Genomic DNA, 22,397 nt, shown 5'->3' with positions numbered 1-22,397 from the left:
TAGAGATCGGAAGAGATAACCATGAGCAACTCCGCGGACAACAATGATGTTGTCATCCTCGCCGCCGCCCGCACCCCGCAGGGCCGGCTGAACGGGCAGCTGGCCAGCTTCACCGCCGTCGAACTCGGCGCCCACGCGATCCGGGCGGCCCTGGCCGCCAGCGGAGTGAAGCCGGACCAGGTCGATTCGGTGGTCATGGGCCAGGTACTGCAGGCCGGAGCGGGCCAGAACCCGGCCCGGCAGAGCGCCATCGGCGCCGGCATCGGCTGGAACGTCCCCACCGTCACCATCAATAAGGTCTGCCTCTCGGGCCTCACCGCCGTGATCGACGCGGCCCGGATGATCCGCAGCGGCGACGCCACGGTCGTCGTCGCCGGCGGCCAGGAATCGATGAGCCGGGCACCGCACCTGCTGCCCGGCTCGCGGCAGGGCTGGACCTACGGCTCGGTCCAGGCACTCGACGCCGCCGCCCACGATGGCCTCACCGACGCCTTCGACGGGCAGTCGATGGGCCTGTCCACGGAGAGCAAGAACGTCACGCTCGGCATCGACCGCACCTCCCAGGACGAAGTGGCCGCGGCATCGCACCAGCGCGCCGCCACGGCGGCGAAGGACGGGGTGTTCGACGGCGAAATCGCCCCAATCAGCGTCAAGCAGCGCAAGGGCGACCCGATCCTGGTCGGCACCGACGAGGGGATCCGCCCGGACACGTCCGTCTCATCCCTGGCGGGCCTGCGCGCGGCCTTCGCCACGGACGGCACCATCACGGCCGGCAACTCCTCCCCGCTCTCCGACGGCGCCGCCGCCCTGGTCCTCACCTCGCGGAAGTTCGCAGAGGACCACGGCCTGGACTACCTGGCCGTGGTCGGTAAGCCCGGGCAGGTCGCCGGACCGGACAATTCGCTGCACTCCCAGCCCTCCAATGCGATCAAGAACGCGCTGGACAAGGCCGGCTGGTCCACCGGGGACCTGGACTTCATCGAGATCAACGAAGCCTTCGGTTCCGTGGCCGTGCAGTCGCTCAAGGACCTGGACTACCCGCTGGAACAGTGCAACATCCACGGCGGCGCCATCGCCCTGGGCCACCCGATCGGGGCCTCGGGGGCCCGGCTGGCCCTGCACGCGGCCCACGAGCTGAAGCGGCGCGGCACCGGCAAGGCCGCCGTGTCGCTCTGCGGCGGCGGCGGCCAGGGCGAGGCCCTGCTGCTGTACCGCGACTGATGACCGAGCTCGTCTCGGGCCAGGGCCGCGGCGGCGGTGCCGGCAGGAAGCGCTTCCTCGCCGACGCCGCCGCGCGCGGTCTTGCGGTGGAGCTGGTTGAGCGGCTGGCCGCCAGCAGCCTGGAGGAGGCCGCCGGTATCCTCGGGATCGCCCCCGGCGACATCGTGAAATCACTCGTGGTCAAGCACAAGGACGGCAGCTTCCTCTTCGCCCTCGTTCCCGGCGACCGCCAGATCTCCTGGCCCAAGCTCCGCCAGCTGGTCGGCGTCAACAAGCTCTCCCTGCCCAGCGCCGACGTCGCCCTCGCGGCGACCGGCTACGAGCGCGGCACGATCACCCCGCTCGGCAGCATCTCCCCGTGGCCGGTCTACGCGGACAGCACCATCACCGGCCGGCGGATTTCGATGGGCGCCGGCGAACACGGCTACAGCGCGTTCGTCGACGCCGACGCGCTCACCGCGGCGCTCGGCGCCATCGTCGCGGACATCACCGAGCCACTGCAATGACAAACCGGGCGCAGTGAGAAAGTAGCCCAGCCGGGTTAACACCACCGTCCGTCCAGGGGTGTCCGACCCGACAACTGCTCCGTAACTGCCGTCATGGGTGCTGACAACGGCAGTTACGGAGCAGTGGACGGTGATGCGCCGGCGTCAGGCGGTGACGGTCAGCGGAGCCCCGTTGACTGTGAGCCGCCAGTTACTCTGGCTGAACACGGCCGCGTCCAGGGTGCCGCGGGCCACGACGTAGTCGATGATGCGCTGGCGGATCTCCTGCTGGCTATTTGAGAGCACCGGCGCCGTCTTCACGGCCGGGAAGTTGCCTCCACCGCTCTGTCGGTAGTTGTTGATCGCCATCGCGAATTCCTGGCCGGCCGGCACGGGCGAACCGCCGTACGTCAGGTTCATGATCCTGTCCCCCACCGGGCGGGCGAGGTCGATCTCGTAGTCCAGCGGGGCGTCCAGGCCGTAGACGACGTCGTAGTTGTAGTCCGGGGTGCCGTTCGGCGCCATCGCGGTGGCCGCGTTCGTGACGTCCTGGGCGCTGGCCGTCGTGCCGGAGACCGGCTTGAAGTACTGCGCTGACCATTCGAGGTAGGCCTTGACCTGGGCGCCGGTGACCTTGATCGACAACAGTGTGTTGTCGAAGATGTAGAGCCCGGCCACGTCGCGGATGGTCAGCGGCCCGGCTTTGACATCCACCGACCGCGAGAACGCCGCCGCGATGGAGAGGACCGGAAGCCCGGCTGCCGGCCCGTTGGCCAGCTCCGCCTTGATGGTGCTCGCCTGGACATAGTTGATCGCGTCGATCGCGGCCGAGTCGCCCCAGCAGGCGGTCGCCGTGCTCAGCGGTGCGGTGGACGTGCCGATCACTTGGTTCACATACTTCGGTCGCCTCGTGGCCGGCCTGCACGGCGCCGACGACGGCGGGGTCAGCATCGACGGTCTTGGCGTCGAGGAGGTGCGAGTGCGCCGAGGCGACGGTCCACTGGCCCCGGTCCTTGACGAGCTGCAGGTCGATCACGGCGACACGCATCCCCCACTTGAGGGGTTCGGTCAGGAGCACCTGCCGGCCGGTGGCCTTGTTGGTGACGAAGCGCTCGGGGATCTCCAGGTGGGCGTGCCCGACGAGGATCGCGTCGATCCCGGGGACCTCCTCAGCGAGCTGGGTGGAGGCATTCTCGGGGAACGGCAGCGCATCGCCGTAGGAAGAACCCGGCGTCGCGCCCGAGTGGCTGGAGACGATGACGACGTCGGCTCCGGCCGCCTTCATCTGCGGGATTACGGTCTTGGCCTCCTCGACGATCCCGTTGAAGTCGAGCTTGCCCTGGACGTTGTCGCGGTCCCAGAGCGCGCAGCCGGGGGTCACGAAGCCGACGAGGCCCACGGTCAGCCAGCCACTCTCGGTCTTGACGCGCTTGAGGATGTACGGGGTGAAAGCGCGCTGGCCGGTGACGGCGTCGTGCACGTTCGCGCCGAGCAGCGGGAAATCCAGCTGCTTCTCCCAGGTCCGCAGCAGCGGGATGCCATAGTTGAATTCGTGGTTGCCGAGCGCGACGGCGTCGTAGCCCACGGCGTTCATGGCCAGCGCCATGGGGTGCTTGACGGTCTCGGAGATGGGGTTGACCTTGGCGAAGTAGTAGGCCAGGGGCGTGCCCTGGATCGTGTCGCCGGAGTCGATGGTGAGGGTGTTGCCGGCGCCGCGCTCGGCCCGCACCGCCTTGATCAGGGTGGCGGCCTGCGCGATGCCGATCTTGTTTCCTCCGTTGTCCGAGTAGGGCACGTCCTTGAAGTAGTCCCAGTTGAAGACGTTGTTGTGCAGGTCGGTGGTGCCGAGCACGGTCAGCTGGAACTGCTTCTTCCCGCGGGCCGGCGCGGCCTGGGCCGCCGGGGCGCCGGAGAGGGCGGCAGCGGCAGCGCTGCCGCCGACGAAGGCCGCGGTGAGCATGGCCCGGCGGGAGAACGAAGGATTCGGATCGGTCATGGGGTGGACTCCTCAGGGTTTGGCGGCCGGTCGGCACAAAGCCAAAGTCTAGGGGCCCCGCACTCTCCTGAAAAGGAGAGCCCACAATCATTTACACAAGGTTCACCCGCGGCGCTTCCAGCCCGGAACGCAGGAAACCCCGCCCACCGAAGTGGACGGGGTTTCCCGGAAAGACTGGGGCGTTCGAAATCGTCGAGCGTCCCGGGCAGGGCAAGTTACTTGAGGGTAACCGTTGCGCCGGCCTCTTCGAGCTGAGCCTTGGCCTTCTCTGCGGCTTCCTTGGTGGCGCCTTCGAGAACAGCCTTCGGTGCACCGTCGACCAGGTCCTTGGCTTCCTTGAGGCCGAGGGAGGTGATGGCGCGAACTTCCTTGATCACTGCGATCTTCTTGTCGCCAGCAGCTTCGAGGATGACGTCGAAGTCGGTCTTCTCTTCAACCTCTTCAGCGGCGCCGCCGGCGGGGCCAGCAACAGCAACCGCAGCAGCGGTAACTTCGAAGGTCTCTTCGAAGAGCTTGACGAACTCGGAGAGCTCGATGATGGTCAGTTCCTTGAAAGCTTCAATGAGCTCTTCGTTGGTGAGCTTCGCCATGGTTGGCGTCCTTCCTATAGTGGTGCTTGGCGGCCGGGGCCGTGCCTTCGCACCGGAGTCTGGTTTGAAAGAGAGAGTTAGTTCTCTTCGGCAGCTGCGGCTTCGGCCGGAGCTGCGGCTTCGGCGGTAGCCTCGGCTGCGGGGGCTTCTGCTTCTTCAGCGGCGGGCGCTTCGGCAGCTGCCGGTGCACCGTTCTCTTCTTCAAGCTTGAGGCGCAGTGCGTCGATGATGCGTGCAGCAGCGGCAGCAGGAGCCTTGAGGACGCCTGCAACCTTGGCGAGCTGCAGCTCACGGGACTCGAGTGCTGCCAGGGCAGCAACTTCGCTGGCGTTCAGTGCCTTGCCTTCGAAGTAACCGGTCTTGATAACCAGCTGCTTGTTGGCCTTGGCAAAATCCGTCAGGCTCTTGGCAGCGGCAACTGCGTCACCCTTGATGAACGCGATTGCAGTGGGGCCGGCGAGCTGACCGTCGAATGCTTCGACACCAGCTTCCTTGGCTGCAATTGCGGTCAGGGTGTTCTTGACGACCGAGAACTTGGTTTCCTGGCCGAGAGAAACACGCAGCTGCTTGAGCTGTGCAACGGTGAGCCCACGGTATTCGGTCAGGACAGCGGCGTTCGATTCCTTGAAATCGTTAGTGATCTCAGCTACTGCTGAAACCTTGCTAGGCGTTGCCATAACCCTCCTTCCGGGGATAGTGCCGGTTTGTCCGGGTCCCCGCTCAGATGAGCTAAAACTAAAAACGCCCCGCGCAGATGCACGGGGCTTGGCTCAACGCGGTCATGCCGCGGAGCTTTGCTTCGTTCACCTGCGCCGGCCGCCCTATGTCAGGGTCCTTCGTCTGGAGATCCACTGGCCCTCCCGGCGCAGCTGCAGAATTGAGCCTTGCTTGGGAGAGTGGATTTCCAACAACCGACGGTCTTTGGTCCCATTAGCTTACGGGAAGGGCACCGTGTGCTCCAAATCGGCTCAGCTGACACTGGGCCGGAGGTCCGGCAGCTCCTTTTGCCAGATGCCCGTGACGCCCGCGGTGGTGAACCCGAGCTGCTGGTTGACGGTGAGGAGGTAGCGGTTTTCCGGAGCGTTCCAGGTGTAGAGCACACGCGCGTCCGGGAACTGCTCTGTCAGCCTTTCCATGTTCGCCACCTTGATCAGCAGTCCCAGCTTGTTGCCGCGGTGCTCGCGCAGCACGACGGTGTCGTCCTGGAAAACGACGTCGGGGCGCAGGGCCAGGACGCTGATGGTCGTCAGCCCCACCAGCGTTCCGCTGGCGATGTGCTCGACGGCGGTGACCACCGTCCGGCGTCCCTGCGCGATGGCGACGTCCTCCGCCTCACGGAGGATGCCGCCGTCGAACACCAGGGCCCCGTCGTCGGCGCCGGGGATACCGTCCTCCCCGGCCTCGTTCTCCAGCGCGGCGACGGCCTCGAGCCACTGCTCCGGGCAGCGGTCCGTCCAGTGGTGCAGCCGGTATCGTCCGGCGTTGGCTTCTTCCGCCTCGGCCTGGAGCTCGGCGGCCAGTTTGCTGTCCAGCGGAAGGGCGCAGGAGCTGAACTGTTCGATGTGCTGCAGGGTGTAGCCGGTGTGCTGGGCGAATTCCACCTCCCGGCTGTTCAGTGGCACGAACCCCATACCGGTCCCGGGAATCAGCTGCCCCGCCTTGCTGTCGGCGAGCGTCGCGCCGGGGTGGTTCGTGTCGATCAGGATGGTGCGCCTACCCTCCTCCCGTGCCAGGTGCTCCGCGGCTTCCAGCAACTGCCGCCCGACGCCGCGGCCCTGGAACTCCGGCAGGATGTCGAGGGTGAATTCGGCCAGGTCCAGGTTGTCCGCGAGCGGCAGGGCAATGTCCACGGTTCCGACGATCTGGTTGCCGAACTTGGCCACCAGGATCACCTGGCGTTCATAGGGGTCCGCCATCTCCAGCAGCTTCTCCAGCGGCGCGTAGGCCAGGTCATCGCTCCCCCAGGTCTGCATCCGGACCTTCCGCCCCACTTCGACGGCGGCAAGGAAGTCCGCTGCATCCGGTCCGTCCAGCGAATCCGGGATCCAGAGCTGCTCGACCCGTACCTCTTGTGCCTTAGCGGGCATGTTCCCAGCCATCCTGCCGCCCAATGCTCTACCGCCTCATGCGCTGCCCGGCCCGCGCCGGGCTTTCAAGCGTCAGCATATGCCCGTTTGGGTCCGCATTCCATGGCCGGCACCGGGAAGTTTGCGGACGGCCGGAACGCAGCCGGTGGTCACTGGGACGCCGTTGCAGTCCCGGCCGTGACGGACCGTTGCCATTCCCCGTCCCAGCCGGCCGGACGGAAGCCGAGGGCCACGTTGATGGCCAGCATGTGGTCGTTTTCGGCGGCGTTGAAGGTGGTGACGCGTTCGACCTCCGGGAAGTCGGCCAGACGGCGGAGGTTGGCGATCTTGACCAGCATGCCCAGGCGGTGGCCGCGGTGGTTGGCGGCCACCAGGGTGTCGTCCTGCTCGGCGAGCCACGGCTTGCTGGGCGCCAGTTCGAGCACGGAGTACGCCGCCAGCTCGCCGCTCTCTCGGTGCCAGGCCGCAGCCACGAGCGAGACATTGCCGGCCTGCTTCCAGGTGTCCTCCACGTGCCGGACGCGTGCAACGTCCCAGATTTCCTCGTCAAAGCTGAGGCCTCCCGTGGGCGCGTCCGTGCTCATCCGTGACATCAGCACGGCAAGCTGCGCCACGTATTCGTCCGGGCAGCGGTCCGTCCAAGTCAGCAGCTCGTACCCGGCGGCCTTGGTCCGCGCGTCCCGCTCCAAGCCGTCCAGCGCCGGCGCCGCAGCAGCGAGATCCAGGCTGCTGAACCGCTCCACCTGTTCGAGTTGGTAGCCTGCCGCCACGGCGAAACGGACGCCGCGGGCCGCGGTCGGCAGTGCGCCGGTTCCGGTCAGCGGGGCGATCATGTCCGGGCCGTTGGCGTCGAAGTCCGCCGGGTGTTCCGTGAAACTCATCAGCACGCTGCGGCCCTCAGCGGCGGCCAACTCCTCCGCGTGCTCCAGCAGCGCCCGGCCGATCCCGCGGCCTCCGTGCGCCCTGAGCACGGCGACGTGCAGGAGTGCGCGGCCGAGGTTCTCCTGTTGCTCGAAGCGGATCCAGGACTTCGCCACCATCCGGCCCTCAACGCGGACGAAGAAGATCCGCATCCGGGTGTAGGCGTTGTCGCGCCAAAAGCGCAGCCGCGCCCGGGGCGCCGTCGCCCGGTCCAGGCTTCCCCAGGTCTCAAGGGTCAGCGCGTCACAGAGCCGGCCGAATTCGTGAAAATCCGCGGCGTCCGGCGCGTCGACGGATTCCGGAAGGATCAGGGGTTCGATGAGGTACGTCGCTGGAGTCACCGAAACAGCCTAACCGGGGTCCGGAATGCAGAAAAGACCGCCCCGCGGATGCGGGACGGTCTTTTCAGTGCTTACAACGGCAAGCCGAGAGGGGATTAGACCTCGGTCAGAACCTTGGTGACGTTGGGGTCAACCGAGATGCCCGGGCCGAACGTCGTGGCGACGGTGGCCTTCTGGATGTAGCGGCCCTTGGAAGCGGACGGCTTGAGGCGAAGGACCTCTTCCAGAGCGGCAGCGTAGTTCTCGGCCAGCTTGATGGCGTCGAAGGAAACCTTGCCGATGATGAAGTGCAGGTTCGAGTGCTTGTCGACGCGGAAGTCGATCTTGCCGCCCTTGATGTCGTTGACAGCCTTGGTGACGTCAGCGGTCACGGTGCCGGTCTTCGGGTTCGGCATCAGGTTACGCGGGCCGAGGACCTTACCGAGGCGGCCAACCTTGCCCATGAGGTCAGGGGTGGCGACGGCGGCGTCGAAGTCGGTCCAGCCGCCGGCGATCTTCTCGATCAGGTCGTCGGAACCGACGAAGTCGGCGCCGGCTGCGATCGCGGCCTCAGCCTTGTCGCCAGTGGCGAAGACGAGGACGCGGGCGACCTTGCCGGTGCCGTGCGGCAGGTTGACGGTGCCGCGGACCATCTGGTCGGCCTTGCGGGGGTCGACACCCAGGCGGAACGCGACCTCAACGGTGGCGTCGAACTTGGACGGGTTGGTGTCCTTGGCGAGGGTCACTGCCTCGAACGGCGCGTAGAACTTCTCCGCGTCGATCTTGGCGGCGGCTGCCTCATATGCTTTGCTGCGCTTTGCCATGCTGCTTATTCTCCTTGTGCAGTTGTGGTCTGCGGACCGCGCTGGGCCCTGCCACAGTCGGAATTCCGAACGGTTGATCCGTTCCGGGTTCCCGACATTTCAATGTTTAGGTGGTGCCGGTCGCCCGGCTGTGCTGCCCGGCGTCGGTCTCGGTTTCCCGAACCCGGAGCCGCATCAGCGGTGGGGAATTAACCCTCGACGGTGATACCCATGGAGCGGGCGGTGCCGGCGATGATCTTCGCGGCGCCTTCCAGGCTGGTGGCGTTGAGGTCTTCCATCTTGGTGGAGGCGATCTCGTTGACCTGGGCCTGGGTCAGCTTCGCAACCTTGACGGTGTGCGGGGTAGCCGAACCCTTGGCGACGCCTGCAGCCTTCTTGATGAGCTCTGCAGCCGGCGGGGTCTTGGTGATGAACGTGAACGAACGGTCTTCGTAGACGGTGATTTCAACCGGAATAACGTTGCCGCGCTGGGCTTCCGTCGCAGCGTTGTACGCCTTGCAGAATTCCATGATGTTGACACCGTGCTGGCCAAGCGCAGGACCGATCGGCGGGGCCGGGTTAGCGGCACCTGCCTGGATCTGCAGCTTGATGAGGCCGGTGACCTTCTTCTTGGGAGCCAATGTAGGGTCCTTCTCTCAATTACGTCCTGGGACACAGGAGCGTGCCTCAGGTTGTTGGCCGCCATGGCGAGGCGGCCTGCCGCTCCAAGGCTGCTAAGCGGGCAGCCCGGGGCGAATTCTGTCGGTGTTGCTAGATCTTGCTGACCTGGTTGAACGCCAGCGTGACCGGGGTCTCGCGCTCAAAGATGGAAACCAGCACCACGAGGGTCTGCGAATCCACCTTGATCTCGGAGATCGTGGCGGGAAGGGTCTCGAAGGGACCTTCCTTGACGATAACCGATTCGCCGACCTCGAAGTCGACGTCGACCGCGGCGGCAGCGTGCTTGACCGGCTTGCCCTTCTCGGCCTGCTCTTCTTCGAAGACCGGGGCGAGCATGGAGAAGACCTCGTCGAGGCGCAGCGGCACGGGGTTGTGGGCGTTGCCCACGAAGCCGGTGACGCCGGGGGTGTGGCGGACGGCGCCCCATGAGGCGTCGGTCAGGTCCATGCGGACCAGCACGTAGCCGGGGATGCGGACGCGGTTGATGACCTTGCGCTGAGCGTTCTTGATCTCAACGACTTCCTCCATCGGGACCTGGATTTCGAAGATGTAATCTTCCATGTCCAGGGTCTGGATGCGGGTCTCAAGGTTTGCCTTAACGCGGTTTTCGTAGCCGGCGTAGGAGTGGATGACGTACCAGTCACCCTCCTGGCGGCGCAGCTTGGCCTTGAATTCGTCGGCGGGGTCGACCTCGGCCGCGGCGGCGGCAGCCGCGAGGGCGTCGCCGGTCCCGGTCTCCTCGGCAGCTACGGCCTCGTCAGCAGTCTCATCGGCGGCGTCGGATTCGGGCGCAGCAGACACAGCCTCGGACTCTTCCGTGGCTTCCGCCGCGGCGTCCTGGCTCTTATCCAGCTCAGTCTCAGTTACCTCGAGCTCCTGCTCAGACACTTGGTCTCCTGCTTCCTCATTGCCTAACATGCCTATTTAAATGACTCAATTCCGCACACCCCGCGGAAGCTCCGGTTTCCCGGAGGTCCACGCAGTCTGCGGACCGGTCGCCTTAGCGGTCCGTGGCGCCTGTTCCGCCGAAGACCCAGCTCACTCCGGTCCCGAAGGCCAGGTCCAGCAGGGTGACGATCACCATCATGATGACCACGAACACCAGCACCACGAGCGTGTAGTTGATCAGTTCCTTGCGGGTGGGCGCAACGACTTTCTTCAGTTCGCCGATGACCTGGCGGATGAAGAGTGCAATCCGAGCGAAGAATCCTGCCTTGGGGGCATTCTTGGCGGGGCGGCCTTTGGAGCTGCTGGCAGCTGTTTCGGTCACCTGATCCTCACTCATCCTCGCGATGTCGGATACCCGGCTCTGAACTGAACCATGGTTGCTGCGCTGGTTCCGGTAAACCCCGGAACAGCTTGCGCAGGGCAGACAGGACTCGAACCTGCAACCTGCGGTTTTGGAGACCGCTGCGCTACCAATTGCGCCACTACCCTATGGATCGAAAACCGGTCAGACCGCGCATTTCCGCAGGCTTCCCTGAGGCGCAAGCCATCATCGTGTTTTCAACACCGGAGAACCAGTCTACGCAACAACTGCGTCCACGTCGAACCGGCTCCCTCCGGACCCCTGGCTGCCTGCGGAAACGGCGGACCCTGAAGTCGCATTCCCGCTCTGGGTCACATTCATACCCGGCACCCCGGAGGATCCGCTGAACAGCATAGAGTAGATTTCGTCGAATCCCACATCCAGCCACGAGCTGAACGCGAAGAACGGACCCGCAATGCCTGCCGCCCGCATTTCCCAGCGCATTTCCGCCATAGCCGAATCCGCCACACTGGCTGTCGATGCCAAGGCGAAGGCGTTGAAGGCGGCCGGCCGGCCTGTGATCGGCTTCGGCGCCGGCGAACCCGATTTCCCGACTCCCGGCTACATCGTCCAGGCAGCCATCGAGGCCGCGAGCCGGCCGAAGTACCACCGCTACTCCCCCGCCGGCGGCCTGCCTGAACTGAAGCAGGCCATCGCGGACAAGACCCTCCGGGATTCCGGCTACAAGGCCGAGGCGTCCCAGGTGCTCGTCACCAACGGCGGCAAGCAGGCGGTGTACAACACCTTCGCCACCCTGCTGGATCCGGGCGACGAAGTGATCGTGCCTGCGCCGTTCTGGACCACCTACCCGGAGGCGATCCGGCTGGCCGGCGGCGTTCCGGTGGAGGTCTTCGCCGGCCCGGAACAGGGCTACCTGGTGACCGTTGAACAGCTGGAAGCGGCCGTCACGGACCGCACCAAGATCCTGCTCTTCGTCTCCCCGTCCAACCCGACGGGCGCCGTCTACTCGCCGGAACAGGTCAAGGAGATCGGCCAGTGGGCCGCCGCCAGGGGCCTCTGGGTGGTCACCGACGAGATCTACGAGCACCTGACATACGACGGCGTGCCCTTCACCTCGATCGCCACGGCCGTCCCCGAACTCGGCGACAAGGTGGTCATCCTCAACGGCGTCGCCAAGACCTACGCTATGACCGGCTGGCGGGTGGGCTGGATGATCGGCCCGGCCGACGTCATCAAGGCCGCCACCAACCTGCAGTCGCATGCCACCTCCAACGTTTCCAACATCATGCAGATCGCTGCCCTCGCGGCCGTTTCCGGCCCGCTCACCGCGGTTGATGAGATGAAGGTGGCCTTTGACCGCCGCCGGAAGGCCATCGTGGCCGGGCTCAACGCGATCGAGGGCGTGGACTGCCCCACACCCAAGGGTGCCTTCTACGTCTACGCCGACGTCCGGGCGCTGCTGGGCAAGGAGTTCCCCACCGCGAACGGCCCGGTTCGGCCCTCGACGTCGGCCGAACTCGCCGCGCTGATCCTTGACGAGGTGGAAGTCGCTGTGGTGCCCGGCGAGGCCTTTGGCCCGTCCGGCTACCTGCGCTTGTCCTACGCACTGGGCGACGAGGACCTCGCCACCGGCGTCGGCCGACTCCAAGACTTCCTCGGCAAGGCCAAGTAGCGGCCCTCTCTCAGATTTCGCAGCTCAAACACCGACGTTCCCTCCCCTTTAGCGGGTGGGACGCCGACGCTCCCGCAGGTCCTGCCCGAGTCCCACGAACGCTTCCGCACTTACTACGGGAGCGTTCGTCGTAACCGCCCGAACTGCGGGAGCGTCTGCCGTCCGGCCGCCGGAACTGCGGGAGCGTCGGGTGGCAGACCCCCAGACGTGAGGGAGGGCTAGAGGAGGCGGCGCTCCGCGGCCCAGCGGGTCAGCTCGTGCCGGCTGGAGAGCTGGAGTTTTCGCAGCACCGCCGAGACGTGGGTTTCGACTGTCTTGATCGAGATGAACAGCTCCTTGGCCACTTCCTTGTAGCTGTAGCCCCGCGCGATCAGCCGCATCACCTCAAGTTCGCGGGCCGACAGCCGGTCCAGTTCGTCGTCGGCGATGTCCGCCGGGGCGGTGCCGAAGGCGTCGAGGACAAAGCCCGCCAGCCGGGGTGAGAAGACGGCGTCGCCGCCCGCCACGCGGCGCACCGCGTCGCTGATCCCCGCCCCTGAAATGCTCTTGGTGACGTAGCCCCGTGCCCCGGCGCGGATCACGGAGACGACGTCCTCGGCGGCATCCGAAACGCTTAGCGCAAGGAACCTGGTGCTGCCCAGCAGCGCCGCGGAGCCGGCCAGGACCTCGCGTCCGCCGCCGCCCAGTCCGCCGGGGAGGTGGACGTCCAGCAGCACGACGTCGGGGCGCGCCTCGGCGATGACGGCGACGGCTTCTTCCACGGTGCCCGCCTCGCCGACCACCAGGATGCCGGGATCCAGGTCGGCCTTCAGCCCGGAGCGGAAGATGGCGTGGTCATCGACGATCACCACGCGCGTGGCCCCGTGAGGGGTCCCGGCCCCGCTGCTGGCCAGGGGCTGGGTGCTCATGGCTGGTCCTCTCCGTTGGTTCGGGTGCCGTTGCTGGCGGCGGTGTTGTTGGCGGTGGCAGCGAGCGGCAACCGGAGCCGCACCTCGGTGCCGTCGGCGCTGCTGGCGATGGCGGCGGTGCCTCCGTGGCGCCGCATCCGGCCGATGATGGATTCCCGGACGCCCAGGCGGTCGGCAGGGATCGAGCCCGGATCAAACCCCGGCCCCCGGTCCTTGACGAAGACCTCGGCGGCGTCATCGGTGACCTCCAGGTACACCGAGACGGCGCCGCCGCCGTGCCGGGCCGCGTTGAGCATGGCCTCGCGCGCTGCCTGGACCAGGGCCTCGAGGCGTTCGGTCATGGCGCAGTCCCCCACGGTCACGACTTCCACGGCGTGCCCCAGGGAGTCCTCCACGTCCGCGGCGACAGCCTTGAGTCCGGCGGAGAGCTGGCCCGAGTCCGGCCCGGGGTCACGGTAGAGCCAGCCCCGCAGCTCCCGTTCCTGGGCGCGGGCGAGGCGGACGACGTCGTGCTCGTTGGCGGCGCGCCGCTGGATGAGCGCCAGAGTTTGGAGCACGGAGTCGTGCAGGTGGGCGGCGATCTCGGCCCGTTCGGTGGCACGGACCCGGCCGGTGCGCTCGGCTTCCAGATCGCGCCAGAACTTCAGCCCCCAGGGCAGCAACACCAGCGCCACGCCGCCCAGGACGGCCACGGAGGCCAGCAGGGCGAGCCAGGTCTGCTCCCAGGAGCCCGAGCCGGAAACCATCAGCAGCACCCCGGCCACCACCAGGGCGAGCCCGGCCGCGAGCCGTGCCCAGCCGCCGGCCTGGTCAGCTTTTGTCTTGTCCACGAGGCCGGCCCGCCGCGTTTCATCCAGCTGCATCCAGGCGATGGCGGCGCCGCCCAGGATCGCGGCAACCGGGATCAGTGTGCCCAGCGGCACGTCCAGGCCAAAGAGCCGGGCGATCAGGATGCCGGCCGCCAGCAGCAGCCCGGCGCCGAGCAGGATTTCCTTGCCGTACGGCATGCCCGGGAACCGCGTCCGCCAGGAGCCGGCCCAGGCGCTGGCATCTACGCCGACGCCGCTCCCCCCGCCTACCGCTGGACCGCCTACCGCCGGCGCGCTCACCGCGGGAGCGATTGGCGACGCCGGCTGACGGGCGTTGCGCTTAGAGCTTTCGTCCGCGGTGGGCACCATGATCCAGAGCCAGGCATAGAACGCGACGCCGGCGCCGCCCGCGAGCGCCGCCACCACCATGCCGATCCGGACCATCCGCACCGGCCAGCCCAGGTGATGGGCCAGGCCCGCGCAGACGCCGGCGATCACGCGGTCGCTGCTGCGGACCAGCGGCGGGCGGGAAGCGGCTGTTGTCATGGGTCAATCCAAGCACGAACCGGGGTTTCCCGGAGCCGTTTTCGGGCCGAACCGGGGGCCGGTCAGGGGCCGGTCAGGGTCTTCCCCAGTAGAGCGCAAGCCCCCGTGGGCGGGAGGATCGAGGTATGAACCCGCACACTCCGCACCCAGATGAGGACCCGAACGCTTCGGGCCGTCCGGATAGCACTCCGGACGCCACTTACGGCGGCCCCGCCGACACCACTGCGGCGGCCGGCGAACCAGCCCAGGAGGCGCCGCCCCTTTACCCTCCGGGCGGCCCGTACCCGTCCGGCCCCGGGGCCACCCCTCCGCCGTACACCGGCGCCCCGCGGGCCCCGGGCGCGCAGCCGCAAGACTTCTTTGACTGGATCCGCAGCCACGGGATCTTCCGCGGCCGCCAGCGCTGGGTCGGCGGCGTCGCCAGCGGCATTGCCCAGCGGCTCGGCGTCGACCCCTTGATCGTGCGCGGCATCTTGATCGTTCTGACCGTGTTCGCCGGCGTCGGCGTCCTGTTCTACGGTCTGGCGTGGGCGCTGCTGCCGGAGCCGGACGGCCGGATCCATGTCCAGGAGGCGGCCGCGGGCCGCTGGAGCTCGGGCATGACGGGCGCCCTGATCACCACCATCATCGGGTTCCCCAGCCTCGGCAGCGGCGTCTGGGGCTGGGATCGCTACGGTTTCGGCGCCTTTGTCTGGACCGTGTTCTGGGTGGGCGGCGCCATCTACGTCATTTACTACCTGACGCAGCGCAACAAGGCCCGGGCCGGGGGAACCCCCATGTCCCCAGGATCGCGGCCGGGCGGCGCCGGCTGGAGTGCGGCAGGCGCCGACACCTACGGCAGCACCTACGGCGGCGCCGGGCCGGCCCCAACGGTCACCAACCAGACCCTCCCGCTGGAAGGACTCCCGGCGCGGAACTGGGAGAACCACTCCGAAGCTGCCCCCGGCTGGGCGGCACCGCCCCCCTCCGGCCCTATCCCGCCCTACGGCGGCGGTTACGGCCCCGTGCCGCCGACCGCCCCGGTGCCGGCCCCCAAGCCCCGCAACCTGGGCCCCGGGGCTTCTGCCGTGGCGGTGACCGCCGGCATTGCGCTCCTGGTCGGCGGCGGCATCAAGGCCCTCGATGCAGCCCACGCTATCAATCTCGGCACCGCGGGCAATGCCGTCGTGTGGGCCAGCGCCGCGGCAGTGCTGGGTCTGGGGATCCTGGTCTCCGGGCTCAGGGGCCGGACGGCGGGCATCCTGGGGTTCTTCGCCGTCGTGGCACTGATCATCGGCGGGATCTTCAACCTGGTGCCCAACGCTGACCGCGCCCGGTTCCAGAACATCGACTGGGCCCCGGCGAGCATCGAGCAGGCCCGGGACGGCTTCGACATCACGGGCGGGACCGGCACGGTGGACCTGACCAAGCTGAACCTGAACCCGCCGCTGGGTTCCGACGTCGTGGTCCGGCTGGATGCCACGGCGAGCAATGTCACGGTGGCCATCCCCGCCAGCGTCCCGGTCCAGGTCCAGGCGGACATGACGATGGGCAACCTTAGCGACAGCCGCGGCAACCACGGCGGCATGACGACCCAGCAGAACGACTACAACACGGACAAACCCGGCAGCCGCCTGATCGTCAAGATCTCGGGGACCCTGAGCAACATCACCGTGAAGGAAGGGAACTGACATGAGCAGCTATGACCCGGCGGACACGCCGGAAACGCCGGCCGGGCCCTCGACCGACGGCGGTCCGCGGGCCCGCGTGGGAACCGTGGTGTGGGGGCTGATCGTGCTGGCCCTGGCCGCGCTGATCATCATCTCCCGGCTGGGCCTCGTCGCCCTGAACGGAACCTATGTGCTGATCGGCCTGATGATCGGGGCCGGCGCCGCGCTGGTGGTCGGCGGATTGCTGTCCGCCCGCGGACGTGACAAAGACACTACGACAGGGAAGTCTTGAACCATGGATAAGTTTTTCAGCATCGTCCGGGGCCTTGGCCTGAAACGCGGTCCGCAGCGCTGGCTGGGCGGCGTGTGCGGCGGGATCGCCGCCAAGCTGAACGTCGACGTCGCGTACGTCCGGATCGGGTACCTGCTTTTCGCCCTCATCCCCGGCCCCGCCTTCGTGTTCTACCTGGCAGCCTGGCTGATCCTGCCGGACCAGCGGAACGCGATCATCCTCGAGTCCTTCCTCGAGAAGCGCGCCGGCCGGCCCTGAGCCGGGGCGGCAGCCGCCGCCCCCTCCACGAACGCACAGTGCCCCCGCCGACTCCGGCGGGGGCACTGTGCGTTGGTCACCGTTTGTGTGCTGCCCCACATCCGCGATTAGACTTCTAGGTGAGCTCAGCGTGGCGCTCTGCCTGTACCCCTTCGAACCAGGATTTGAGCCGAGACATGAAAATTGGAATCCTCACCAGCGGCGGAGACTGCCCCGGACTGAACGCCGTGATCCGCGGCGCCGTCCTGAAGGGCATCGCCGTGCACGGCCACGAATTCGTGGGATTCCTGGACGGCTGGCGCGGCGTGGTCGAGGGCGACATCATCGACATCCCGCGAGCCCTCGTCCGCGGCATCGCCAAGCAGGGCGGGACCATCCTCGGCACGTCCCGCACCAACCCGTTCGAGAACAACGGCGGCCCCGAGGTCATCAAGGCGAACATGGACCGCCTCGGCATCGACGCCATCATCGCCATTGGCGGCGAAGGCACCCTCGCCGCCGCGAAGCGCCTGACCGACGCCGGGCTGAAGATCGTCGGCGTGCCCAAGACCGTCGACAACGACCTCGACGCCACCGACTACACCTTCGGCTTCGACACCGCCGTCGAGATCGCCACCGAGGCCATCGACCGCCTGCGCACCACCGGGGAATCCCACCACCGGACCATGATCGCCGAGGTCATGGGCCGCCACGTCGGCTGGATCGCACTGCACGCCGGTATGGCCTCCGGCGCCCACGCCATCCTGATCCCGGAGCAGAAGGCCTCGATGGAACAGATCACCGAATGGGTCATCTCGGCCCGCGACCGTGGCCGCGCGCCGCTGGTCGTCGTCGCGGAGGGCTTCGTCCCCGAAGGCCAGGAGTCACCGCACTCCGAGCGCGGACTGGACACCTTCGGCCGGCCGCGCCTCGGCGGCATCGCCGAACTGCTGGCCCCCGAGCTGGAGGCCCGCACCGGCATCGAGACCCGGGCCACGGTGCTGGGCCACATCCAGCGCGGCGGCGTCCCCACGGCCTTCGACCGGGTGCTGGCCACCCGCCTCGGCATGGCGGCGATCGATTCGGTGGTGGAGCAGCGCTGGGGAACCATGGTGTCGCTGAATGGCACCGACATCGTCCACGTCGGCTTCGACGCCGCCCTGGGCAACCTCAAGAGCGTGCCGCAGCACCGCTACGAGGAAGCGGCCGTCCTCTTCGGCTGAGGCTTTCCCGACTGGGAGTCGCCGCTGGGTAGGGTTGAGGCATGACTCTTGCGCCCGGTTCCGCTGAAATCATCCAGCTCGCGTGGGCCCGCCGGCTGGGGCTCGACGACGGCGCTTTCGCCACCGCCGCGGGCCGCCGCCTCACCCGGGTGGACGACGCGGCCCGTGCCGTGCAGTTCGTCCGCCTGTTTGGCAGCTCCGCCCTGGTCGGGCCGGGATGGGCCGTCGACGCCGCGGCTGGGTATTCCGACGAGGAGCTGGCGCAGCACGTCACGCTGCTGACTATCACCCGCGGGCATGGCGGCCACGGGCTGGGTGCCGCCGCACTGTTCTTCGCTGACGATCTGCCGCTGCAGCAGCCCGCCGAGGAGCTGACCGTCTCCCACGGGAACCCGGAAGCGATCGAACTCGAAGCGCTGTGCCCGCCGGACGATGTCAACGAGGTCGGCCTCGCGGACCTCGAACACCGCTTCACGATCATGCACGTCGAAGACGGCCGGCGGACGCCCGTGGCCTGCGGCGCCTACACCGAGTGGGAAGGCATCCTGGCCCAGCTTGGGGTGCTGGTGGCCCCCGAGTGGCGGCGCCGCGGCGTCGGCACCCTGGCCGCCTCGATTGCGGCCCACGAGGCGCTGGCCTCGGGGCTGACGTTGCAGTGGCGCTCCGATGTCAGCAACAAGGGCTCGCTGGCGCTGGCCCGGAGCCTGGGCTTCACCGCCGGCGGCATCCAGACCAGCGTGCTGCTGGGCTAGCCGGGCCGGGTCCGGTTGCGCCCGGCCGCGTTGCCCTAGCCCCGCTGGGCGTCGGCGTCCTCCGTGACGGCGGCCCCGCCGGTTGCTGCCGCCGGAACCGTGCCGGGGGTTCCCCAGCCCTGGTGCGGCTGCGGCTTGGCGAAGAACAGCGCCACGGCAGCGCCGAGCAGGATCACCGCCGCGGGCAACAGGATGGACTGGCCCATCGCCGTCGAGAATCCCTCGTGCAGCGCCTCGGGCAGCTTGCCGCCGAACGCCATCGGGCTCGACTTCCCCGACGCCCCCGGGGCTGCCGGGAGTTCCGCGGCAAGCCGGGCCTGGATCAGCACGGCAATGGCAGCGCTGCCCAGGACCGCACCGATCTGGCGGGTGGTGTTGTAGACGCCGGAGCCGGCCCCTGCCTGGCGCGGCGGCAGGTTCCGGGTGGCGGTGGAACTCAGCGGCGCCCAGATGCCGGCGTTCGCGAATCCCAGCACGGCGCTGGGCAGCAGGAAGAGCCAGATGGGGGTCTCCGGGTGCATCAGCGAGGCGTTCCAGAACAGCGCCACCGACATCAGGGTCAGGCCGCCGGCCGTGATGAACTTCGGGTTGACCCGGTCGATGATCTTGCCCACGACCGGTGCCAGGCCCCCGGAGATCACGGCCATCGGAACCATCATGAGCGCGGACTGCGTCGGGGTGAGGCCCCGGACCACCTGGTAGTAGAAGATCAGCGGCAGGCTGAAGGCGGTCACGGTGAAGCCCACGGTGGTGATGCCCACGTTGGCCAGCGAGAAGTTGCGGTCCTTGAACAGTCCCAGAGGCAGCAGCGGTTCGCCCTTGTTGAACCGCTGCCAGGCCACGAAGGCGACGAGGACCACGATGCCGCCGATGATCAGGCCCCAGACGGTGATGGGGCCGGTGATGGTGCCCCAGTTGTAGGTTTCGCCTTCCTGGATCCCGAACACCAGCAGGAACAGGCCGACGGCGCTGAGCACCACGCCGGGGATGTCGAACTTGTGCGGGTGCGTACTCAGGGCCGGAACGAAGCGCACGGCCAGGATAAAGCCGGTGATGCCTACCGGAATGTTGATGAAGAAGATCCACTCCCAGCCCAGGCCGTCCACCAGGACTCCGCCCAGGATCGGCCCCACCAGGGTGGCAACGCCGGCCGTGGCACCCCAGATGCCCATGGCGGCGCCGCGGCGGTCCGGCGGGAAGATCCGCGTGATGACCGCCATGGTCTGCGGCGTCATCATCGCGGCCCCGAGGCCCTGCAGCACCCGGGCCTCGATCAGGGTGTGCACGTCGCCGGACAGCCCGCACCACAGCGATGCGAGGGTGAAGACCACCAGCCCGGACAGGTAGAGCTTCTTCGGACCGAAGCGGTCGCCCAGCCGGCCCGTGATCAGCAGCGGGACGGCGTAGGCCAGCAGGTAGGCGCTGGTCACCCAGATCACCGAGTTGATGTCAGCGTTCAAGCCCTCCATGATCCGGGGGTTGGCCACCGAGACGATGGTGGTGTCGATCAGGATCATGAAGAATCCGATCACCAAAGACCAGAGGGCGGCCCACGGCCTCGCTACGTTTTCCATTCGGTTCCTTAGGGTGCGTGGGTGGCCGGTTCAGCCGAGGAGCGCCAGAATATCGTTCCGGGCAAACATTTGGGCGGCTGCCCGGGCGGAGGGACTTCCGGCGTCGGGGTCGGCGCCCGCGTCCACGAGGACCTGGACGACCTCCGGGTAGCCCTTGAACACGGCCCCGGCGAGCGGTGTCTGGCCGCGGTCGTTGGCCGTGTTGGCGTCGCCGCCGTGCGCCAGGATCAGCCGGACGGTGTCCGCGTGGCCATGGTAGGCGGCAAGCATCAGCAGGGTATCCCCGGCCGCGGTGGTCAGCGTGGCGGGCGCCCCGGCCGCGAGGTAGCTGCCGAGCAGTGCGGAGTTGCCTTCGCGGGCGGCGTCGAACAGCGCGTGGGCGAGGGCGAGGGTCTCGTCGTCGGGGGCGGCCGGCTCCGGAGCGGTCACCTCCGGCCCGCCGCTCACCGGGTCCCCCGGAGGAAGCCGGTCTGGCGTCCCACGACCTGCCCGGCGTCGGGCGCCACAATAAGCTCCTGGGCGGCGGTGTACGCTTCCTCGCCGTCCATCACGGTGAGCACCTCGTCCGGGGCGACGGAACGCTTGATGACCGCCAATGCCACGGGACCCATTTCGTAGTGCTGCGCCACGGAAGTCATCGTGCCGACCTTCCGCTCGCCGGCTCGGACTTCGCTGCCGACGGCGGGCAGCGTGTGCTGCGAGCCGTCCAGCTGGAGGAACACCAGCCGCCGCGGCGGATGGCCCAGGTTGTGCACCCGGGCGACGGTTTCCTGTCCCTTGTAGCAGCCTTTGGCCAGGTGCACGGCCGTGCGCAGCAGGTCCAGTTCGTGCGGGATGGTCTTGTCGTCGGTCTCGGCTCCCCAGCGGGGGCGCCACGCGGCGATGCGCAGCGCCTCGGCGGCCAGGACGCCGGCCAGCGGGCGTTCCGCCACGGTGGCCTCGAGCTCGGCAGCCGGCACGAGGTATTCGAACCAGGGCCGTTCCAGGCCCGGGTGGGTGTCCTCGCCGACCACGGCGTAGGAGTACCCGCCGGCGCCGACGTGCGGCCAGGGGTCTTCCCAAACATGGAGACCGGACCACTCCGGAACCGGCCGGGTGGCGCCCAGCACGGCCCAGTCCGCCGAGACGTCGGCGACCTCGACCCGGAGCATGAATTTCATCCTGGTCAGCCATTCGGCCAGCGGCGCGGCCTCGGCCGCCTCCACGATCAGCCAGGTGGTCGCTCCGTCGTCCAGCACCCGCGCGTCGAACTCGATCCGGCCCTGCACGCTGAGCAGGAGCAGCTCGGTGGACTGGCCGGGGGCCAGAGCCGTGAGCTGCTGCGAGGACAGGGTGTTGAGCCAGCTCAACCGGTCCGGCCCGCTCACCGTGACCACTCCGCGCTGGGACAGGTCGACGACGGCGGTGCCGGCAGCCAGCGCGCGCTGCTCGCGCAGCGGTTCGCCGTAATGGGCGGCGACGCCGGCATCAGCACCGGCCGCTTCGACGGCGCCCGGGCGCGACAGCAGGGGGCTCTTGGTAGTCATATGAAGTAGAAGTCCTCAGCGCTCAGCGGTATTCCGGATTTTCGAAGTCGAATCGGGTGCCGGCTTTCCAGCCTTCGGGCAGGTTGCCGTAGGCGGGGATGCCGCCGGCATCCTTGAGCATCCGGGCCAGGTGCAGCAGGTTCCACGTCATGAAGGTGGTGTTGCGGTTGGTGAAGTCACTTTCCGGTCCGCCCGAGCCTTCGTCAAGGTAGCTCGGCCCCGGACCCACCGCACCGATCCAGCCCGCATCCGCCTGCGGCGGGATGGTGAAGCCGATGTGTTGGAGGCTGTAGAGCACGTTCATGGCGCAGTGCTTGATGCCGTCCTCGTTGCCGGTGATGAGGCAGCCGCCCACCTTCGGGTAGAACGCCCACTGCCCCTTGGAATTCAGCTCGCCGGAGTGCGCGTAGAGCCGCTCGATCAGTTTCTTGGTCTGGGACGAGTTGTCACCCAGCCAGATCGGGCCCGCCACCACCACAATGTCCGCTTCCTGCACCGCAGGGTACAGCGCGGGCCATTCGTCGCTCGCCCAGCCGTGCTCGCGCATGTCCGGGTAGACGCCGCTGGCAATGTCGTGGTCCACCGTCCGGATGACGCTGGTGGCGACGCCCTGCTTCTCCATGATCCTGCGGCTGATCTCGATCAGGCCCTGCGTGTTGGACGTCTCCGGGGATTTCTTCAGGGTGCCGTTGAAGAAGACTGCCTTGAGGTCGCTGTACGTGCCGGATCCCGCCGTGTCAGGGGCGGTTTCCGTTGCGGTGCCATTTGCTGTGTCGTTCACTGTGGTGCTCCCTGCGTTCGCTGCGGACAACGGAAATCCAGTGAGACCCCGGCT

Annotated in this window: 23 protein-coding genes, 1 tRNA gene and 2 pseudogenes; 8 read left to right on the top strand and 18 right to left on the bottom strand. The window is 68.0% G+C overall.

All coding sequences use genetic code 11. The annotated features are described in order from the left end of the window. Positions 1-21 precede the first annotated feature (21 nt). Positions 22-1,221, top strand: a complete 1,200-nt coding sequence (locus HNO80_RS01875; RefSeq protein ID WP_175321171.1) for an acetyl-CoA C-acetyltransferase — start codon at positions 22-24, stop codon at positions 1,219-1,221. Further along, on the top strand, positions 1,221-1,727 hold the full coding sequence (locus HNO80_RS01870) for an aminoacyl-tRNA deacylase (protein ID WP_175321170.1): 507 nt from the start codon (positions 1,221-1,223) through the stop codon (positions 1,725-1,727). The genes HNO80_RS01875 and HNO80_RS01870 overlap by 1 nt, the downstream gene beginning before the upstream one ends. 144 nt (positions 1,728-1,871) lie before the next feature. Here HNO80_RS01870 and HNO80_RS18120 read toward each other — a convergent pair whose 3' ends face one another. From HNO80_RS18120 to HNO80_RS01820, 12 genes and pseudogenes are all read right to left on the bottom strand, one after another. Then, positions 1,872-2,012 carry a hypothetical protein gene (locus HNO80_RS18120; protein WP_349627176.1) on the bottom strand — a complete coding sequence of 47 codons (141 nt, stop codon included), beginning with the start codon at positions 2,010-2,012 and terminating at the stop codon, positions 1,872-1,874. Positions 2,013-2,081: 69 nt separating this feature from the next. Next, positions 2,082-2,657 (bottom strand): annotated as a pseudogene (locus HNO80_RS17845) (5'-nucleotidase C-terminal domain-containing protein); the annotation flags it as partial. 235 nt (positions 2,658-2,892) lie between these two features. Further along, positions 2,893-3,666 (bottom strand): annotated as a pseudogene (locus HNO80_RS17840) (metallophosphoesterase); the annotation flags it as partial. Positions 3,667-3,917: 251 nt separating this feature from the next. Then, a complete protein-coding gene (rplL, locus tag HNO80_RS01860; protein ID WP_175321169.1) occupies positions 3,918-4,292 on the bottom strand; it encodes a 50S ribosomal protein L7/L12 in 375 nt (124 codons plus the stop codon). 77 nt (positions 4,293-4,369) lie between these two features. Further along, positions 4,370-4,969 carry a 50S ribosomal protein L10 gene (rplJ, locus tag HNO80_RS01855; RefSeq protein WP_175321168.1) on the bottom strand — a complete coding sequence of 200 codons (600 nt, stop codon included), beginning with the start codon at positions 4,967-4,969 and terminating at the stop codon, positions 4,370-4,372. 291 nt (positions 4,970-5,260) lie between these two features. Next, positions 5,261-6,379 carry a GNAT family N-acetyltransferase gene (locus HNO80_RS01850; protein WP_175321167.1) on the bottom strand — a complete coding sequence of 373 codons (1,119 nt, stop codon included), beginning with the start codon at positions 6,377-6,379 and terminating at the stop codon, positions 5,261-5,263. A 149-nt stretch (positions 6,380-6,528) separates the two neighbouring features. After that, a complete protein-coding gene (locus HNO80_RS01845; RefSeq protein WP_175321166.1) occupies positions 6,529-7,641 on the bottom strand; it encodes a GNAT family N-acetyltransferase in 1,113 nt (370 codons plus the stop codon). A gap of 95 nt (positions 7,642-7,736) precedes the next feature. After that, positions 7,737-8,444: a 50S ribosomal protein L1 gene (rplA, locus tag HNO80_RS01840; RefSeq protein ID WP_138768556.1), complete on the bottom strand. Its 708-nt coding sequence runs from the start codon at positions 8,442-8,444 to the stop codon at positions 7,737-7,739. Between the two features lie 188 nt (positions 8,445-8,632). Further along, entirely contained in the window at positions 8,633-9,064 is a 432-nt protein-coding gene (gene rplK / locus HNO80_RS01835; RefSeq protein ID WP_003803853.1) for a 50S ribosomal protein L11, read from the bottom strand. 130 nt (positions 9,065-9,194) lie between these two features. Continuing rightward, positions 9,195-9,992 carry a transcription termination/antitermination protein NusG gene (gene nusG, locus HNO80_RS01830; RefSeq protein WP_175321165.1) on the bottom strand — a complete coding sequence of 266 codons (798 nt, stop codon included), beginning with the start codon at positions 9,990-9,992 and terminating at the stop codon, positions 9,195-9,197. Positions 9,993-10,104: 112 nt separating this feature from the next. Beyond that, positions 10,105-10,389: a preprotein translocase subunit SecE gene (secE, locus tag HNO80_RS01825; protein ID WP_175321164.1), complete on the bottom strand. Its 285-nt coding sequence runs from the start codon at positions 10,387-10,389 to the stop codon at positions 10,105-10,107. Between the two features lie 79 nt (positions 10,390-10,468). Then, positions 10,469-10,541, bottom strand: a tRNA-Trp gene (locus HNO80_RS01820). A gap of 287 nt (positions 10,542-10,828) precedes the next feature. Between HNO80_RS01820 and HNO80_RS01815 the strand changes: the two genes are divergently transcribed. After that, positions 10,829-12,046, top strand: coding sequence for a pyridoxal phosphate-dependent aminotransferase (locus HNO80_RS01815; protein ID WP_175321163.1), 1,218 nt, complete (start codon positions 10,829-10,831; stop codon positions 12,044-12,046). Positions 12,047-12,264: 218 nt separating this feature from the next. Here HNO80_RS01815 and HNO80_RS01810 read toward each other — a convergent pair whose 3' ends face one another. After that, on the bottom strand, positions 12,265-12,954 hold the full coding sequence (locus tag HNO80_RS01810; protein ID WP_175321162.1) for a LuxR C-terminal-related transcriptional regulator: 690 nt from the start codon (positions 12,952-12,954) through the stop codon (positions 12,265-12,267). Then, positions 12,951-14,309 carry an ATP-binding protein gene (locus HNO80_RS01805; protein WP_175321161.1) on the bottom strand — a complete coding sequence of 453 codons (1,359 nt, stop codon included), beginning with the start codon at positions 14,307-14,309 and terminating at the stop codon, positions 12,951-12,953. The genes HNO80_RS01810 and HNO80_RS01805 overlap by 4 nt, the downstream gene beginning before the upstream one ends. A 125-nt stretch (positions 14,310-14,434) precedes the next feature. Between HNO80_RS01805 and HNO80_RS01800 the strand changes: the two genes are divergently transcribed. The 5 genes from HNO80_RS01800 to HNO80_RS01780 all read left to right on the top strand — a co-directional run bounded on the left by HNO80_RS01800 (position 14,435) and on the right by HNO80_RS01780 (position 18,462). Continuing rightward, the gene (locus HNO80_RS01800) at positions 14,435-15,979 is read left to right on the top strand and encodes a PspC domain-containing protein (protein WP_175321160.1); all 1,545 of its coding nucleotides are present in this window, start codon (positions 14,435-14,437) and stop codon (positions 15,977-15,979) included. 1 nt (position 15,980) lies between these two features. Then, a complete protein-coding gene (locus HNO80_RS01795) occupies positions 15,981-16,250 on the top strand; it encodes a hypothetical protein (RefSeq protein ID WP_175321159.1) in 270 nt (89 codons plus the stop codon). Positions 16,251-16,253: 3 nt separating this feature from the next. Beyond that, positions 16,254-16,508: a PspC domain-containing protein gene (locus HNO80_RS01790; RefSeq protein WP_175321158.1), complete on the top strand. Its 255-nt coding sequence runs from the start codon at positions 16,254-16,256 to the stop codon at positions 16,506-16,508. A 176-nt stretch (positions 16,509-16,684) separates the two neighbouring features. Continuing rightward, positions 16,685-17,710, top strand: a complete 1,026-nt coding sequence (locus tag HNO80_RS01785; RefSeq protein WP_175321157.1) for a 6-phosphofructokinase — start codon at positions 16,685-16,687, stop codon at positions 17,708-17,710. A 41-nt stretch (positions 17,711-17,751) separates the two neighbouring features. After that, on the top strand, positions 17,752-18,462 hold the full coding sequence (locus HNO80_RS01780) for a GNAT family N-acetyltransferase (protein WP_175321156.1): 711 nt from the start codon (positions 17,752-17,754) through the stop codon (positions 18,460-18,462). A 35-nt stretch (positions 18,463-18,497) separates the two neighbouring features. Here HNO80_RS01780 and HNO80_RS01775 read toward each other — a convergent pair whose 3' ends face one another. From HNO80_RS01775 to HNO80_RS01760, 4 genes are read right to left on the bottom strand one after another with little or no spacing between them, the layout of a single operon-like run. Continuing rightward, positions 18,498-20,036: a DHA2 family efflux MFS transporter permease subunit gene (locus HNO80_RS01775; protein WP_175321155.1), complete on the bottom strand. Its 1,539-nt coding sequence runs from the start codon at positions 20,034-20,036 to the stop codon at positions 18,498-18,500. Between the two features lie 30 nt (positions 20,037-20,066). Continuing rightward, a complete protein-coding gene (locus HNO80_RS01770) occupies positions 20,067-20,483 on the bottom strand; it encodes an ankyrin repeat domain-containing protein (RefSeq protein WP_175321154.1) in 417 nt (138 codons plus the stop codon). After that, the gene (gene ygfZ / locus HNO80_RS01765) at positions 20,480-21,562 is read right to left on the bottom strand and encodes a CAF17-like 4Fe-4S cluster assembly/insertion protein YgfZ (RefSeq protein ID WP_175321153.1); all 1,083 of its coding nucleotides are present in this window, start codon (positions 21,560-21,562) and stop codon (positions 20,480-20,482) included. Before ygfZ ends, HNO80_RS01770 begins: the two co-directional genes overlap by 4 nt. Before the next feature lie 22 nt (positions 21,563-21,584). After that, positions 21,585-22,343, bottom strand: coding sequence for a flavodoxin family protein (locus HNO80_RS01760; protein WP_175321152.1), 759 nt, complete (start codon positions 22,341-22,343; stop codon positions 21,585-21,587). Between the last annotated feature and the right edge of the window lie 54 nt (positions 22,344-22,397).

The organism is Arthrobacter sp. C9C5, assembly GCF_013359735.1.
Taxonomy (GTDB): Bacteria; Actinomycetota; Actinomycetes; order Actinomycetales; family Micrococcaceae; genus Arthrobacter.
Note: the sequence above shows the minus strand (reverse complement) of the source record. Positions and strands in the feature narration are given on the sequence as shown.

Excerpts from the sequence above, each read along its gene's own strand:
- HNO80_RS01780 (WP_175321156.1), top strand. The coding sequence starts at position 17,752 with ATGACTCTTGCGCCCGGTTCCGCTGAAATCATCCAGCTCGCGTGGGCC.
- HNO80_RS01795 (WP_175321159.1), top strand. The coding sequence starts at position 15,981 with ATGAGCAGCTATGACCCGGCGGACACGCCGGAAACGCCGGCCGGGCCC.
- HNO80_RS01785 (WP_175321157.1), top strand. The coding sequence starts at position 16,685 with ATGAAAATTGGAATCCTCACCAGCGGCGGAGACTGCCCCGGACTGAAC.
- HNO80_RS01870 (WP_175321170.1), top strand. The coding sequence starts at position 1,221 with ATGACCGAGCTCGTCTCGGGCCAGGGCCGCGGCGGCGGTGCCGGCAGG.
- HNO80_RS01850 (WP_175321167.1), bottom strand. The coding sequence starts at position 6,379 with ATGCCCGCTAAGGCACAAGAGGTACGGGTCGAGCAGCTCTGGATCCCG.
- HNO80_RS01775 (WP_175321155.1), bottom strand. The coding sequence starts at position 20,036 with ATGGAAAACGTAGCGAGGCCGTGGGCCGCCCTCTGGTCTTTGGTGATC.
- secE (WP_175321164.1), bottom strand. The coding sequence starts at position 10,389 with ATGAGTGAGGATCAGGTGACCGAAACAGCTGCCAGCAGCTCCAAAGGC.
- HNO80_RS01875 (WP_175321171.1), top strand. The coding sequence starts at position 22 with ATGAGCAACTCCGCGGACAACAATGATGTTGTCATCCTCGCCGCCGCC.
- HNO80_RS01800 (WP_175321160.1), top strand. The coding sequence starts at position 14,435 with ATGAACCCGCACACTCCGCACCCAGATGAGGACCCGAACGCTTCGGGC.
- rplA (WP_138768556.1), bottom strand. The coding sequence starts at position 8,444 with ATGGCAAAGCGCAGCAAAGCATATGAGGCAGCCGCCGCCAAGATCGAC.
- HNO80_RS01810 (WP_175321162.1), bottom strand. The coding sequence starts at position 12,954 with ATGAGCACCCAGCCCCTGGCCAGCAGCGGGGCCGGGACCCCTCACGGG.
- HNO80_RS01805 (WP_175321161.1), bottom strand. The coding sequence starts at position 14,309 with ATGACAACAGCCGCTTCCCGCCCGCCGCTGGTCCGCAGCAGCGACCGC.
- HNO80_RS01790 (WP_175321158.1), top strand. The coding sequence starts at position 16,254 with ATGGATAAGTTTTTCAGCATCGTCCGGGGCCTTGGCCTGAAACGCGGT.
- rplL (WP_175321169.1), bottom strand. The coding sequence starts at position 4,292 with ATGGCGAAGCTCACCAACGAAGAGCTCATTGAAGCTTTCAAGGAACTG.
- ygfZ (WP_175321153.1), bottom strand. The coding sequence starts at position 21,562 with ATGACTACCAAGAGCCCCCTGCTGTCGCGCCCGGGCGCCGTCGAAGCG.
- HNO80_RS01815 (WP_175321163.1), top strand. The coding sequence starts at position 10,829 with ATGCCTGCCGCCCGCATTTCCCAGCGCATTTCCGCCATAGCCGAATCC.
- rplJ (WP_175321168.1), bottom strand. The coding sequence starts at position 4,969 with ATGGCAACGCCTAGCAAGGTTTCAGCAGTAGCTGAGATCACTAACGAT.